Genomic DNA, 13,568 nt, shown 5'->3' with positions numbered 1-13,568 from the left:
CCGGGCGCCCACCGGTGTGGGCGTCCGGGCTCCGGGACCGGCGGCGTCAGGCCACCGGCGGGAAGGCTTCCACGTCGGGCTTGAGCAGCTGGCCGGGCGCGGGCGCGTGCTGGTTCACCAGGTAGTCGGTGACCAGCTTGCCCAGCTCGGCGCTGCGGCCGACCGCGCAGTGCTCGACCACGTCGACGCTGACCAGGACGGCGTTGCCGAGCTGGCGCTGCATGTTCTGGGAGAACTTGTACTGGGTGGCCGGGTCGTAGAGGTTGCCGATCACCATGACCGGGTTGGCGGTGCCGCGGTTCCACGGGCCGGAGTAGCGCTCGGCGTCGCGCGCCGGGGCCGGCCAGCTGGCGCAGGCGGGCGCGTCGAAGGCCTGGTAGCGGCCGAAGGTCGGCGACTCCTTCTCCCAGGCCTTGGCCAGGTTGGCGAACACCTTCGGGTTCGACGGGTACGGCTTGTCCTGGCAGTTGACGCCGTAGTACGAGTCGTCGGCGCTGTACGGGGTCTCCGGGAGGGCCTCGCGCAGGGCGGTGGGGACGGTCACGGCCAGGGCCTTCGCGTCCTCGACGGAGGCCTTCGGGGTCGCCGCCAACGACGGCGCGCCCTGCGACTGGAGCGCCTCGTGCAGCGCCTGCAGCGACTTGGCGAGCGGGGCCTGCCGGCTCTGCGCGTAGAGGGCGTTGGCGACCTGGCTGGTGAAGCTGGACAGGGTCACCTGGGTGCCGTCCGACAGGGTGACCGGGCTGGTGCGCAGGTGGTCGCGGATGGCGTCGAACTTGGCCCGGGTGTCGCCCTCGCCGAAGGCGCAGCGCGGGGCGCCGGCCGCCTTGCAGCGCTTGAGGTACTCGTCCAGGGCGAGTTCGAAGCCGGCGGCGCGCTGCCGGTCGTACTCCACGCCGTTGTGCAGGCGCAGGTTGGGGTCGACGTTGCCGTCGACGATCACCGCGCGGACCTTGTTCGGGTACATGCCGGCGTAGGTGGCGCCGATCAGTGTGCCGTAGGAGAAGCCGGCGAAGGTGAGCTGCTTGTCACCGACGGCGCGACGCATCCGGTCGAGGTCGCGGACGACGTTCTCGGTCGACATGTGCTCGATCAGCGGGCCGGCGTTGCGGGAGCAGGCGTCGGTGTAGTCCTCGGTGGCGTCCAGTGTGGCGTCCACCTCGGCCTTGGTGACCGGGACGCCGACCTGCCGGTCGAAGACGGCGGCGGCCTCCTCGTCGGTGGTGAAGCACTTCAGCGGGTTGCTCCGGGCGACGCCGCGCGGGTCGAAGCCGACCAGGTCGAAGCGGTCCTGGACGTCCTTGCCGAAGCGGGTGGTGGTCGCCCACAGGTAGCCGCTGCCGCCCGGGCCGCCGGGGTTGAGGAACAGCGAGCCGATCCGCTTGGCCGGGTCGGAGGCGCGGCGGCGCATCATCGCGATGCCGATCTTCTCGCCGGAGGGGTGGTCGTAGTCCAGCGGCACCGGGTAGACGGCGCAGTCGTAGATCCCCGGGTCGGGCTTGGTCGGATCGGGATTGCAGGGCGTCCAGGCGACCGGCTCGACCCGGGCCTCGGCGGCCGGTGCGGCCGAGGGGGGTTCGGGCGCGGCCGACGCCGCGACGGCGGTGCCGGCGACGAGGGCGAACGCGCTGGCAACGGCCAACGCCAGACTGGGAATGCGGGACACGAAACCTCCTCCGGTTCTGCAAACCCGGCCAGCCTGGCAGGCGGTTCCCGGAAGGGGAAGACCATGTACCGCCGTAGATTCTTCTGGTCAGTCGTCATCAGCCCGGCGATTCGTGGGCCTGACGGATGCTTTGGTGCGGATTTCACTGCGGCCTGACGGTACATCGCCACCACGCGGACGCCGCCGCCGTGGCGATCATCCGCCACGGCGGCGGCGTCCGGGAGCACCCGGGTGACCGGCCCGCCCTCAGGAGCGCGCCTCCGCCAACTCCGGCGCCGCGGAAGGCTCCGGCGCTGCGGAAGGCTCCGGTCCCACGGAACGCTCCGGTCCCGTGGAAGGCTCCCCCGCCGCGGCCGCCTCCGCCACCTCCGCCACCTCCGCCGGCCGGCGGCGCTCCGCCCACCGCACCGCCGGGCCCATCGCGAAGCCGGCCGCCAGGAAGAGCCCGCCCAGCAGCAGCCACCCGGGCGCGCCCCAGTCCAGCAGCAGCGTGGTGAGCAGCAGCGGCCCCAGGGTGCGCGCGACCGCCACGCCGGAGCCGAAGAAGCCCTGGTACTGGCCGGTCTGGTGGGCGGGGGCGAGGTCGAAGCTGATCTGCCAGGAGCCCGCGGACTGCTTCATCTCACCGATCACCTGGAGCGTCGCGGCGACCACCAGCAGCGCGGCCATCGCCCACACCGGCACGTCCCCGGCCGAGAGCGCGAACACCACGCACGAGGCGAGCAGCAGGACCCCGGCGTCGCGGACGGCGCGCGAGGCGGAGCGCAGTCCGGTGACGCCGCGGGCCGCGCGGACCTGGAAGCCCATCACCACCGCGGTGTTGAGGACGAAGAGCGCCGGGCCGAGCCAGCCGAGGTGCTCCGCCCGGGCGGCGATCCAGAGCGGGATGACCAGGCTGAGCAGTGGCATCCGCAGCAGCAGCACGGTGTTGACGAGGGTGACGACGGCGTACGGCCGGTCGGAGAGCACCGCCAGTCGCGGCTCGGCGTCCGGACGCGCCTGCGCGGGGGCGACCGCCGGCAGCCGCAGCAGGACCAGCCCGCTGACCAGGAAGCCGATCGCGGTGGCGGCGAAGGCGGCGAGGAACGCCGTGCGGCTGCCGGCGCTCAGCACGATGCCGCCGAGCGCGGCGCCAAGGGCCAGGCCGGCGTTGAGGGTTGACTGCAGGTGGGCCAGCAGTGCGGTTCGTTCCTCCCGCGCGACCAGGCCGCCGACCAGCGCCTGCCGGGCGGCCGAGAGGCCCGACTGGGCGGTGGCGTAGAGGCAGACCGCGATCAGGAAGCCCGGGAAGGAACGGACGACCAGGAAGGACGCGACCACCGCACCGGTGGCGAGCGCCAGCAGCACGGCCGTGCCGCGCGGCCCGCGCCGGTCGGCGAGGTGGCCGAGCGGCACGCCCGCCACCGAGCCGATCGCCCAGGCCACCGCCAGGGCGACGCCGAGCCGGGTGGCCGACATGCCGATGACGTGGGTGAAGTACAGCGCCGAACAGGTGTAGTACGCGCCGTCACCGATGGCGCTCGCCAACTGGGCCGCGGCGATGGTCCGTTGTGCGCCGGGCGGCGGCAAGAGACGTGTGGACAACTGATCCCCCCGAGGTCACGGCCGCCCTCGGGCCGTCCTGTTCCTACTTGATGATGTCCATCCTAGGGACCAGGTGGACCAGTTGACAGGTCCACCTACGACGCGGAACAGCGGTCCACTTCGCCGCCGCGAGGGCCCGGGCCGACGTCAGCTCCTGGCTATGATCGGCGACATGTCAACAAGACTTGTGCAGATCAACATGAAGGCCCGGGACGACGCGGCGCTCGGCCGGTTCTGGGCGGAGGCGCTCGGCTGGGGTGTCGACAGCGAGGGACCGGGCGTCACCAACCTCGAACCCGTGGGCTTCGTCTACCCCGATCCCGTGGCCGTCTGCATCGACATCATCGCCAGCCCGGAACCCAAGACGGTGAAGAACCGGGTGCACCTCGATCTGGCCACCACCTCGACCGCCCATCAGGCGGAGCTGGTCGCGCGCCTGCGGGATCTCGGCGCCACGCTCGCCGACGTGGGGCAGGGCGACGTCCCCTGGACGGTCATGGCCGACCCGGAGGGCAACGAGTTCTGCGTCCTGGAGCCCCGTCCGGTCTACCGGGACACCGGGCCGATCGCCGCGGTGGTGGTCGACTGCACCGACCCGCGGTCGATGGCCCGGTTCTGGGACGAGGCGATGGACTGGACGCTGCACGAGGTGACCGACGAGTTCGCAAGCATGCGCTCGTCCCGGGGCGTCGGCCCCTACCTGGAGTTCGTCCGCACCCCCGACACCAAGAGCGGATGGAACCGCGTCCACCTCGACGTCCGCCCCTACCCCGGTGACGACCCGGCGGCGGAGGAGGCCCGGCTGCGCGCCCTGGGCGCCACCGACCCCGGCATCGACCAGTCCGCGATCTCCTGGAGGATCCTGGTCGACCCGGAAGGCAACGAGTTCTGTCTCCTCGCCCCGAGCTGACCACGCCGGACAGCCCCCGGGACCGCCCCTAGCCGTCCGGCCTCTCGCCGGGCGGCGGGTTCGGGACGATGGCGTGCATGAGGGCGAACCGCGTCAGGTCGACCCGCCGCCGCGAGCCGACCTTGTCGCGCAGCCGGTCCAGGTGCGAGTGGACGGTGTGCTCGCTGATCCCCAGCCGTTCGGCGATGCCGTGGTCGGTCTCGCCCCCGGCGACCAGCTCCAGGATCTGCCGCTCGCGGTCGGTCAGCCGGCCGGCTCCCTCGTCGTCCGGGGGCAGCGCGAGCACCGCGGACACGTAGGCGCACCCGGAGGCCGCGAGGCTGATCGCCACCAGCAGTTCGGCCTCGCCGGCCTGCCGGCTCAGGCAGCCGCGGGCGCCGGCGCGCATCGCCTGGGCGACGTCGTCCCGCGGGCCGCTGCAGAGCACCAGGACCTCCGCGCCGTGCCCGGCGAGCCGCCCGATCGCGGCCGAGAGCAGCGAGGGCTGGAGCTGGAGGTCGAGCAGGACGACGTCGCCGGCCTCCAGCACCCCCTCGGCCTCGGCGACGGACTGCACGCTGACGGTGAGGACGAGGTCCGGCGCGGACTCGATCACCCCGGCCAGGCCGCGGCGTAACAGGGGGGAGTCGCCGACGACGGCGACGCGCTTGGCGTCGGCGCCCACGGAATCGGCACTCACGGCATCGGCGTTCATGGATGGCCCCGGACGTTCGCGGACCGCTCGGTTCCAGTCTTCGCCGTCCCTGCCCACCCCGCATCCCGGACGGCCCGCCCCGGGGCAGCCGCCGCCGGAAGGCCGCTCCCGCCCGCCCCGGGGCGGGACCACCCCGGTGACCGTGGGTAGTTCCACCCTGTCGCGGCTCCGGCGCGCCGGAACAGACTGAAGCCGTCAGCGGGCTCTCGAAGGGACAGGTCCATGTCCAGGAACAACGGATACCGGCCGCCGAAGTCAGCGCAGGCCGAACAGGAAGAGAAGCTCATCTCGTCACTCAGGACGTTCATCCGGACCCAGGGAGCGGCCTACCTTCATGATCCGAACGTCTCGTCCATCGGCATCGGCTACCGCACGAAGGGAGAACGGGAGGGCGAGGTCGCGATCCAGTTCACGGTCGACGAGAAGGCCGCCCCCGAGGAGCTGGAGGCGTTGGGCACGCAGGCGCTCCCCGAGTCCGTCACGGTGGACGGCGTCGAGGTGCCGACCGAAGTCATCGAACGCCGGTACACGACGCACTACGACGTGCTGGCCGAAGCCGCCGCCGAACCCCCGGACCGGCAGCAGCGGATCGACCCGCTCGCCCCCGGTGCGAGTATCGGGAACATCCGGATCCCGGTCGGAACGCGAGGCAGCGCCGGAACAGCCGGGTGCATCGTCTTCGACCGCAACGGCTCCCCCTACGTCCTCAGCAACTGGCACGTCCTCAACACCCCAGAGGGCGAGATCGGGGACGACTGCGTCCAGCCCGGCGCCCGCGACGACAACCGGGTCGGCGGGAACCGCTTCGGGAAACTGGCCCGCTCCCATCTCGGCATCAGTGGTGACTGCGCCGTGGCCTCCATCACGGACCGCAGGTTCGACCGCGCGATCCTCGGCCTGAACGTCGTCCCCCGGAGGCTCGGCCGGCCGTCCCTCCGGGACAAGGTGGTCAAGTGCGGCCGGACCACCGGCGTGACCCACGGCCTGGTGAAGCGCATCGAGACCACCGTCAAGATCGACTACGGCGGGACCGTCGGCCTGCAGCAGATCGGCTGCTTCGAGATCGGCGTCGACCCCGCCTTCGCGCCACCCGACGGCGAGGTCAGCCTGCCCGGGGACTCCGGCGCGGTCTGGATGTTCACCGATGCGAACGGCACGCCCACCGACGTGATCGCGGGCCTGCACTTCAGCGGCGAGACCAAGGACAGTCCGGACGAGCACGCGCTGGCCTGCCTCCCCGACTCGGTGTTCACCAAGCTGGAGATCACCCCCGAGCCACCTCCACCCGAGGCACTGGTGGCCGTCGACGGCTACGACCCGGGCTTCCTGAGAAAGCGCATCGAAGTCCCCGAGCTCCACACGAAGATCGAGCACGACGCGGTGCGGATCGACGGTTCGGAGGTCATCCGCCACACTCACTACTCCCTCGCCCAGAGCATGTCCCGGCGCTTCGCCTTCTGGGTCGCCTGGAACGTCGACGGCGGAACGCTCAAGAAGCTCAACCGGAAGGGGAAGAAGTTCGTTCTCGACCCCCGGGTGCCGCCCAACTTCCAGGTCGACAACGAGCTGTACAAGGACAAGAACGGGCGCGTCGACCATCTGGACCGCGGGCACGTCGCCCGGCGGGCCGACCTGACCTGGGGAAGCGCCGCGGAGGCCGAGCAGGCCAACAAGGAGTCGTTCTTCTACACCAACATCACCCCGCAGATGGACGACTTCAACCAGAGCGCCAGGAACGGGCTCTGGGGACGCCTCGAGGACGCCGTGTACGCAGAGGTCGACGTCGACGACCTGCGGATCAGCGTGTTCGGCGGACCGGTCTTCCAGGACGACGACCGGGTGTTCCGCCAGGTCCGGATTCCGCGCGAGTACTGGAAGGTGATCGTCTTCTCGGAGGGCGAAGAGCTACGGGCCAAGGCGTTCCTGCTGACCCAGAACGTCGACCAGATCGAGGCCCTGGACCTTGACGAGTTCCGGGTGTTCCAGGTCACCCTCACCGAGCTGGAGGACCGGATCCACGTGCACTTCGATCCCGAGATGCACCAGGCCGACACCTCGGACCTGCCGGAGCTCATGGTCGAGCGGCAGCCGCTGGACTCGCTCGCCGAGATCACGTGGCACTGAGCGGGCCACCCACGGGACCTGTACCGGCGGCCGAGGCGGATCCCGGAACGAGCACCCACCCGGGCGGCGGTGTCCGAACCGCCGCCCTTCCGCTGCAGCCGTCCGTGTCCGCCCCATCCGACATGCGGTCAGATGCCCGTTCCGGCCCGAACTGCCCGTGTTGACCGGCCCATAGCCCCCTCCTATGCTCGTCCGCGTTCGCGATCCGGCACCGGGGCCGGGGCCGCCCAGGCCCGCCCGGCCGGAGCCGTCACCGGCTCGAAGGGCTCCTCCCATCAGCACCTCCATCGCACCCCCGAACGGCGGCAGCGCCGTCCCCGGCGACGCCGCCCCCGGCAGCGCCGCCGCCACCGCCGACGGCACCGACGCCACCCCGGCCCCCGCCGGACGGCGGCGCTTCCTCACCTACCTGCTCGCCGCCCCCACCCTCACCGTCGCCGCCCGCCTCGGCCTCGACGCCGCCGCGCCCTCCGCCGCGCAGGCCGCCGTCCGGACCGCCGCCGCCGGTCTGGCCGAACAGCCCGCCACCGCACCCCAGTTGCTGGGACTGCCCGGCATCCCGGACGTCCTCGACCTCGGTGACGCGCTGATCCTGGCCGGCCTGCCCACCTCCCACCTGCTGGTGCTGGAGGTCACCGCCGACGGACGCGCCGCGCTGCACCTGCCCCGGCTGGAGGTCGGCCAGGGCCTGACCACCGCCGTCGCCATGCTGGTCGCCGAGGAGCTCGACGCCCGGCTCACCGACGTCGACGTGCCGCTCTCGGACGGCCGCCCCGACCTGCTGTTCAACCAGCTCACCGGCGCCTCCAACTCGGTGCGCTCGCTGTACGACCCGGTCCGCGCCGCCGCCGCGGCCGCCCGCGCCCGGCTGGTCACCGCCGCCGCCCGGCGCTGGTCGCTGCCGGCCGACACCCTGCGCACCGCCGACTCCGCCGTCCTCGCCCCCGACGGCCGCCGGGCCGGCTACGGCGAACTCGCCGCCGCGGCCGCCGGGATCGCCGTCCCGGCCGTGCCCGCCACGCCCAAGGCGGCCGAGCAGCGGCGCCTGGTCGGCCGGCCGACCGGCCGGATCGACGCCCGCGACATCGTCACCGGCCGCGCCCGGTACGCCGGCGACCTCGCCGTACCCGGCGCCGTCCCCTGCGTGGTCGCCCGCCCCACCACCATCAACGGCACCCTCCGGTCGCTGGACGCCTCCGCCGCCCGGGCGATGCCCGGCGTCCTCGGCGTGGTCACCATCCCCACCGGCGTCGCGGTGCTCGCCGAGACCTTCGACCAGGCGCTCAAGGCCCGCGACGCGCTGCGGACCGGCTGGAACCCGGGTCCGGTCGCCGCGCTCTCCGACGCCGACATCCGGGCCAGGCTGCGCGCCGCCCACGCGCCGTTCCTCGTCCCCCCGTTGCTCACCCGGTACGTGGACGGCGAGTTCGACTTCGCCTTCGTCAACCACGCGCCGATGGAGGTGCTGACGGCCGTCGCCGACGTGCGCCCGGGCCGCGCCGAGGTCTGGTTCGCCGCACAGACCCCGATCGTCGCGCAGCAGACCATCGCCGCCGAACTCGGCCTGCCGCAGGACGCCGTCACCGTCCACGTGGTGCGCGGCGGAGGCTCGTTCGGCCGCCGGCTGTTCTTCGACGCCGCACTGGAGGCCGCCCAGGTCTCCCGGGCGGCCGGCCGGCCGGTCAAGCTGATGTGGACCCGCAACGACGACATGCGGCACGGCCGGATGCGCCCCGCCAGCCACCACCGGATCCGCGCCACCTACGGCCTCGGCCAGGTGATCAGCTACGAGCACCGGGCCGCCACCGTGCAGACCGACTTCCGGCACGGCCTCGGCGAGGCGCTCACCGCCGCCGGCTTCAACCTCTCGCTGGCCGGGCTCAGCCTCGCCCAGGCGTTCTTCCTGCTCAGCGAGAAGAACCCGTACGACGTCGGCATCCCCACCCAACTGCTCGCGGAAGTCCCGCTGGACATGCACACCGGCAGCTGGCGTTCGGTCTACTCCGGCACCGTGCGGGTCGCCGACGAGATCATGATGGACGAACTGGCCCGCTGCCTCGGCCAGGACCCGCTCGCCTTCCGCCGGGCCCGGGTGCGCGACGCCGCCGGGCGGGCGGTGCTCGACCAGGTCGCCCAGGCCGGCCGCTGGGGCCGCGCGATGCCCGCCGGCCAGGCCCAGGGCATCGGCTACCACGACGAGAACGGCGGGCGCGTCGCCTACCTGGTCGAGCTGGACGCCACCGACCCGAAGCAGCCGCGCGTCACCAAGGCGGTGATCGCCGCCGACCTCGGCCTGGTGATCAACCCCCGTGGGCTGGAAGCCCAGTTGACCGGCGCGCTGATCGACGGCATCTCGGTCGTCCTGCAAGCCGGCAACCACATCGACCACGGCGCCGTCCGCGAGGGCAGCTACGCCGACTTCCACTACGCCCGGCAGCGGCACACCCCGCCGTCGGTCGAGATCCACCTGCTCCCGCCGAGCGGACCGCCCGGCGGTGCGGGCGAGTTGGGCGTCCCGGCCGCCTCGGCGGCGGTCGCCAACGCCTACGCCCGCGCGACCGGCACCAGCCCGCGCTCCTTCCCCGTCAACTTCTGATCCCTCCGAAGGACTTCGCCTCCGCCATGCCCACCCACACCTTCGTCCTCAACGGGCAGCCGGTCAGCGTCGACGCCCCGGACGACATGCCCCTGCTCTGGGTGCTGCGCGACAAGCTCGGCGTCACCGGCCCCAAGTACGGCTGCGGTGTCGGCGTCTGCCGCGCCTGCACCAGTCACCTGGACGGCGAGGAGTTCCAGCCGTGCACCCTCGCGGTCAAGGACTGCGCCGGCCGGCGGGTCACCACCATCGAGGGCCTGGCCGACGGCGACACCCTGCACCCCGTCCAGGAGGCCTGGCTCGCCTGCGACGTCGCCCAGTGCGGGTTCTGCCAGCCCGGCCAGATCATGACCGCCGCCGCCCTGCTCCGCCGCACCCCCTCCCCCACCGACGCGGACATCGACCAGATCCAGAACATCTGCCGCTGCGGCACCTACCCCCGCATCCGCGAGGCCATCAAGCAGGCGGCGGCGCGGCAGTCGTCGTAGGGCGGGTGTGCGCCCCGCCCGAGGCGGGGCGCACCGGGTCAGCGGGCCGTCAGCACGGGGGAACGGTCGGAACGCGGTAGTTCCAGTTCCCGTCCGCGTAGGCCCCGTACACGTAGGCCGTCCCGTACCAGTAGCCGTAGCTGGCCGAGTACACGGCGGCCACCCGGTACCAGACGTACCCGCTGTTGTTGATGTCCTCGCCCCTGATCCAGCAGCGCATGTCGACCGCGTCCCCGGACCACGAGTACGACCACAGGTCGCCGGTGGTCTTGGCCGACCACGAGTACGGCAGCGAGTAGACGCCCACCCCGTGATTGGTCGGGTGGTTGTTGAGGTAGTACCAGCCGACGGCGGACGCGTCGCCCGCCGACAGGCCGACGCCGCCGGCCGCCAGCGCCACCACGGCCGCGGCGGCCGCGCCGCGCCGGCCGAGCTTGCTGATCAGTCCCTTGCCCATGCCGATTCTCCTGTCGTCGCCATCCCCGTCGGGTGCCTTCGCCCTGAGCCCGACGGCGGGGACAGCTGACCCGACCGCCCGTGCTGTTCGATACCGCCTGACAGGAACTGACAACAGCTGACACCGCGGAGGACCGGGCTCCGAACACGCCTCCCCCACCCGGATTCGACGGATCGCCGATCGCCGCCGTCACTCGTCGCTATGATCCGTACGCGACAAGCGAGCGGTGGTCGCCGATGTATCCGACACTGTCTGACAGCAGGGGGCCGTCATGGCGGAGCAAGCGTCGCAACGCGAGCCACACCCCGGGGAGCGGGAGCAACCGCGGACGACGGCGGAGCGCTTCGCCGCCGAGTTGCGCCGCCTGCGCCAGGACGCGGGCCAGCCCTCGTTCCGGACCATGGCGAAGGACGCCGGCTCGATCTCCCACACCACCCTGTACGAGGCAGCCTCCGGCTCGCGCCTGCCCTCCTGGCCCACCACCAGGGCCTACGTCCGGGCCTGCGGTGGCGACGAAACGGAGTGGCAGCGCCGCTGGTCCGCCGCCGCCGGCGCCGAGCCGTCCCGCGACGCCCGGGCGGTGGCGCCACCGCCCGCGACCGCCTTACCGACCGCACCCGCCCCACCGCCCGGCCCGGCGACCCCGCCCGCCCCCGTCGTTCCTCCCGCCCCCGCGATTCCTCCCGCCCCTGCCCGGCCGCCCGCCGGTCCGCCGGTTCCCTTCCCCTCCGCGCACGCCGGACCGCCGTCGCACGGCCGCCGGTTCTGGGCCCACGCGGTCACCCTGCTGGTCGGCACGCTGCTCGGGATCTGTTCCACCCTGGGCGTCCTCGCGCTCCGCGGCCCGGTCGCCACCGCCCCGCCCCCGCAGGACTGCCCGACCGGGGATCCGGAGGACTCCCGGGCCGCCGCTCACGACGCCGGGCCGGCCGGGCGGTCCGCGGGCCGGGTGCGCCGGGCGACGGACCGTGCGGACGCGGAACCCGTCCCGTCCTGGGTCGCCCGCCCGGCCGCCGGCCAGGAGGTCATCTCCGCCACCGGCGTCGTCCTGCCCGTGGTCGCCCCGGTCGCCCGGGGGGACGCGCTGATCGTGACGATGATGCTGACCAGCACCTGTCCCGGGAACGTCACGATCACGGACACCCGGGGCGACCGGTTCGAACCCGCGGGGGACGTGATCGACCCCCGGCGGCACCGGGTCCTCGTCTTCGCGGCCTTCGGGGTCCCGGCGCTGACCACGGCGGACTCCGTCCGGGTGGACTACCCGCACGCCAGCAAGTACCACATCGCCGTGGACGAGTTCCGCGGCGTCTCCGCCGTACGCGGCAGCGCGCAGGCCCACGGCCCGGCCGGCGGGACCGCCTTCACCACCAGCTCCACCGCCGCCACATGCGCCCCCGGCGACCTCATGGTCGGGGCGGTGGGCAGCAACACCGGCACCGCCCCCGGGTTCAGCACCGGGTGGACCACCCTCCCGGTGCTCACCCTCTCCTCCTACCGGCTCACCACCGCCTACCAGGTCGCCGCGGCGGCCGGTCCGTGCGCGGCGACCGGGCAGACCACCTCGCAGTGGGACGCCGTCCTCGCCGTTCTCCACTGACGGCCCGCCCCGCCCGGCCGTGTCCCGTCCGGGCACTCCGCGGGTTCGCGGCCGGCCGGGGAAGGCAGCGAGCCGCGGGGCCTACGAACGGTCGATGACGACGGATTCGAGCACGATGTCCGTCGTGGGCCGGTCGTTCCTGCCGGTCTCGGCCTTGGCGATGGCGTCGACGACGTCCGCGCCCTCGACGACCTCACCGAAGATCGTGTGCCGGCCGTTGAGGTGCGGGGTGGGGACGACGGTGACGAAGAACTGGGACCCGTTGGTGCCCTTGCCCATCTGGACACCGGCGTTGGCCATGGCCAGCAGATAGGGCCGGTCGAAGTACAGGTCGGGGTGGATCTCGTCGTCGAACTTGTATCCCGGTCCGCCGATGCCCTGACCCAGGGGATCCCCGCCCTGGATCATGAACCCCGAGATCACGCGGTGGAAGACCGTGCCGTCGTAGAGGCGGTCGGTGGTCTTCTCACCGGTCTCGGGGTGGACCCACTCGCGCGTGCCCTCGGCGAGTTCGACGAAGTTCCGGACGGTCTTCGGTGCGTGGTCGGGGAACAGCCGGCAGGTGAACGTGCCTCGGCTGGTCTTGAACGTTGCCACGAGGTTCTCGGCCATGGAAGTCCTTCCTGAGGGGCGAAACCGGGATCAGCCTGCCGCCCCTGCGGGTCGCGCGGTGGCCAACCCGCCCGGAATCACCCGAACGGGTCGGCGGTCCCGGAGCACCTCACCGGGCCACGTCACGGCGGGCGGGCCACGCCGCGACGCGGCCCCGCCGCGACGTGGCCCCGGTGGCCGCGGTGCTCAGCCGGCCGCCTGGCGCAGCTTCTCCAACTGCCGGGTGAGCACGTCCGGCGGCGTCTTCACCGGCGCACCGCCCGCCGCGGCGGCCGAGGTCAGGGGGCTGGGGGCGAACACCGCCACCACACCGCCCTGCCGGACGACGATCAGCTCCTCCGACTTGCCACCGGTGGTGAGGGTGTAGGAGACCGCCTCGTCACCGAGGGCGGGTGCGGGCAGCGCCGCGACGGTTCCCGGCCTGGGAATGCCGCCCTCGTAGTGGGTGCAGGTCGTCAGCGCGGTCTTCAGCGCGGACAGCACCTGGTGGGCGCCGTCGCCGTCGAAGCTGCCGAGGAGGATGCCGACGCCGACGGGCGGCCCCGCCTCCTTGGCCGGGACGAGGTTGACGCTGCCGTACGCGGCCGGGGCCGGCCGGATCTTCCCGGTGCGGATGTTCTCGACCGGCTGGCAGTCCGCCGGGCGCGTGGGGAGGGGATCGCTCTTGCCCGCCTCGAAGGGGATCTCCATCACGGTGTACCCGGTCAGGTCACCGCTGCCGACCAGCGCGGCCTGCACCTCGGCCTTGCCTAGCAGCCGCGCGGGCGCGGCCGGCGGCTGCGCGCTCGCGGGCGGGGCGCCCTTGCAGCTCCTCGGTTCCGGCACGACGCGCCGGTT

General features: G+C 73.1%; 11 protein-coding genes. 5 read left to right on the top strand and 6 right to left on the bottom strand.

Annotated elements, in window-relative coordinates:
* Positions 1 to 46: 46 nt before the first annotated feature.
* Together ABZ885_RS24905 and ABZ885_RS24900 are read right to left on the bottom strand one after the other, a co-directional pair.
* A complete protein-coding gene (locus ABZ885_RS24905) occupies positions 47 to 1,666 on the bottom strand; it encodes an alpha/beta fold hydrolase (protein ID WP_360192626.1) in 1,620 nt (539 codons plus the stop codon).
* A gap of 246 nt (positions 1,667 to 1,912) precedes the next feature.
* Positions 1,913 to 3,250 (bottom strand): MFS transporter, encoded by a 1,338-nt coding sequence (locus ABZ885_RS24900; RefSeq protein ID WP_360192623.1) that lies wholly within the window; start codon positions 3,248 to 3,250, stop codon positions 1,913 to 1,915.
* Positions 3,251 to 3,422: 172 nt separating this feature from the next.
* Between ABZ885_RS24900 and ABZ885_RS24895 the strand changes: the two genes are divergently transcribed.
* Complete coding sequence (locus ABZ885_RS24895) at positions 3,423 to 4,160, top strand: VOC family protein (protein ID WP_360192620.1); 738 nt, start codon at positions 3,423 to 3,425, stop codon at positions 4,158 to 4,160.
* A gap of 28 nt (positions 4,161 to 4,188) precedes the next feature.
* On the opposite strand, the gene ABZ885_RS24890 is transcribed toward ABZ885_RS24895, so the two are convergent.
* Positions 4,189 to 4,839: a response regulator transcription factor gene (locus ABZ885_RS24890; RefSeq protein ID WP_360192617.1), complete on the bottom strand. Its 651-nt coding sequence runs from the start codon at positions 4,837 to 4,839 to the stop codon at positions 4,189 to 4,191.
* A gap of 237 nt (positions 4,840 to 5,076) precedes the next feature.
* On the opposite strand from ABZ885_RS24890, the gene ABZ885_RS24885 reads away from it, so the two are divergent.
* The 3 genes from ABZ885_RS24885 to ABZ885_RS24875 all read left to right on the top strand — a co-directional run bounded on the left by ABZ885_RS24885 (position 5,077) and on the right by ABZ885_RS24875 (position 10,062).
* Entirely contained in the window at positions 5,077 to 6,978 is a 1,902-nt protein-coding gene (locus tag ABZ885_RS24885; protein ID WP_360192614.1) for a DNA/RNA non-specific endonuclease, read from the top strand.
* Between the two features lie 184 nt (positions 6,979 to 7,162).
* Positions 7,163 to 9,574 (top strand): molybdopterin cofactor-binding domain-containing protein, encoded by a 2,412-nt coding sequence (locus ABZ885_RS24880; protein ID WP_360192611.1) that lies wholly within the window; start codon positions 7,163 to 7,165, stop codon positions 9,572 to 9,574.
* A 26-nt stretch (positions 9,575 to 9,600) separates the two neighbouring features.
* Positions 9,601 to 10,062 (top strand): (2Fe-2S)-binding protein, encoded by a 462-nt coding sequence (locus ABZ885_RS24875; protein ID WP_360192609.1) that lies wholly within the window; start codon positions 9,601 to 9,603, stop codon positions 10,060 to 10,062.
* A 49-nt stretch (positions 10,063 to 10,111) separates the two neighbouring features.
* Here the strand turns inward: ABZ885_RS24875 and ABZ885_RS24870 are convergent, their stop codons facing one another.
* A complete protein-coding gene (locus ABZ885_RS24870; RefSeq protein ID WP_360192606.1) occupies positions 10,112 to 10,519 on the bottom strand; it encodes a hypothetical protein in 408 nt (135 codons plus the stop codon).
* A 271-nt stretch (positions 10,520 to 10,790) separates the two neighbouring features.
* Here ABZ885_RS24870 and ABZ885_RS24865 point away from each other — a divergent pair, with 271 nt between their 5' ends.
* Positions 10,791 to 12,119 (top strand): helix-turn-helix transcriptional regulator, encoded by a 1,329-nt coding sequence (locus tag ABZ885_RS24865; protein WP_360192603.1) that lies wholly within the window; start codon positions 10,791 to 10,793, stop codon positions 12,117 to 12,119.
* Positions 12,120 to 12,200: 81 nt separating this feature from the next.
* Here the strand turns inward: ABZ885_RS24865 and ABZ885_RS24860 are convergent, their stop codons facing one another.
* Positions 12,201 to 12,731, bottom strand: a complete 531-nt coding sequence (locus tag ABZ885_RS24860) for a peptidylprolyl isomerase (RefSeq protein WP_360192600.1) — start codon at positions 12,729 to 12,731, stop codon at positions 12,201 to 12,203.
* A 186-nt stretch (positions 12,732 to 12,917) separates the two neighbouring features.
* Positions 12,918 to 13,568: hypothetical protein (locus tag ABZ885_RS24855; protein WP_360192597.1), on the bottom strand; the 651-nt coding region annotated here is incomplete at its 5' end.

Source organism: Kitasatospora sp. NPDC047058 (genome assembly GCF_040643935.1).
Taxonomy (GTDB): Bacteria; Actinomycetota; Actinomycetes; order Streptomycetales; family Streptomycetaceae; genus Kitasatospora.
The sequence above is the reverse complement of the archived record's forward strand: the minus strand, read 5'-3'. Positions and strand labels throughout refer to the sequence as shown.

Excerpts from the sequence above, each read along its gene's own strand:
- ABZ885_RS24895 (WP_360192620.1), top strand. The coding sequence starts at position 3,423 with ATGTCAACAAGACTTGTGCAGATCAACATGAAGGCCCGGGACGACGCG.
- ABZ885_RS24865 (WP_360192603.1), top strand. The coding sequence starts at position 10,791 with ATGGCGGAGCAAGCGTCGCAACGCGAGCCACACCCCGGGGAGCGGGAG.
- ABZ885_RS24860 (WP_360192600.1), bottom strand. The coding sequence starts at position 12,731 with ATGGCCGAGAACCTCGTGGCAACGTTCAAGACCAGCCGAGGCACGTTC.
- ABZ885_RS24875 (WP_360192609.1), top strand. The coding sequence starts at position 9,601 with ATGCCCACCCACACCTTCGTCCTCAACGGGCAGCCGGTCAGCGTCGAC.
- ABZ885_RS24870 (WP_360192606.1), bottom strand. The coding sequence starts at position 10,519 with ATGGGCAAGGGACTGATCAGCAAGCTCGGCCGGCGCGGCGCGGCCGCC.
- ABZ885_RS24880 (WP_360192611.1), top strand. The coding sequence starts at position 7,163 with ATGCTCGTCCGCGTTCGCGATCCGGCACCGGGGCCGGGGCCGCCCAGG.
- ABZ885_RS24885 (WP_360192614.1), top strand. The coding sequence starts at position 5,077 with ATGTCCAGGAACAACGGATACCGGCCGCCGAAGTCAGCGCAGGCCGAA.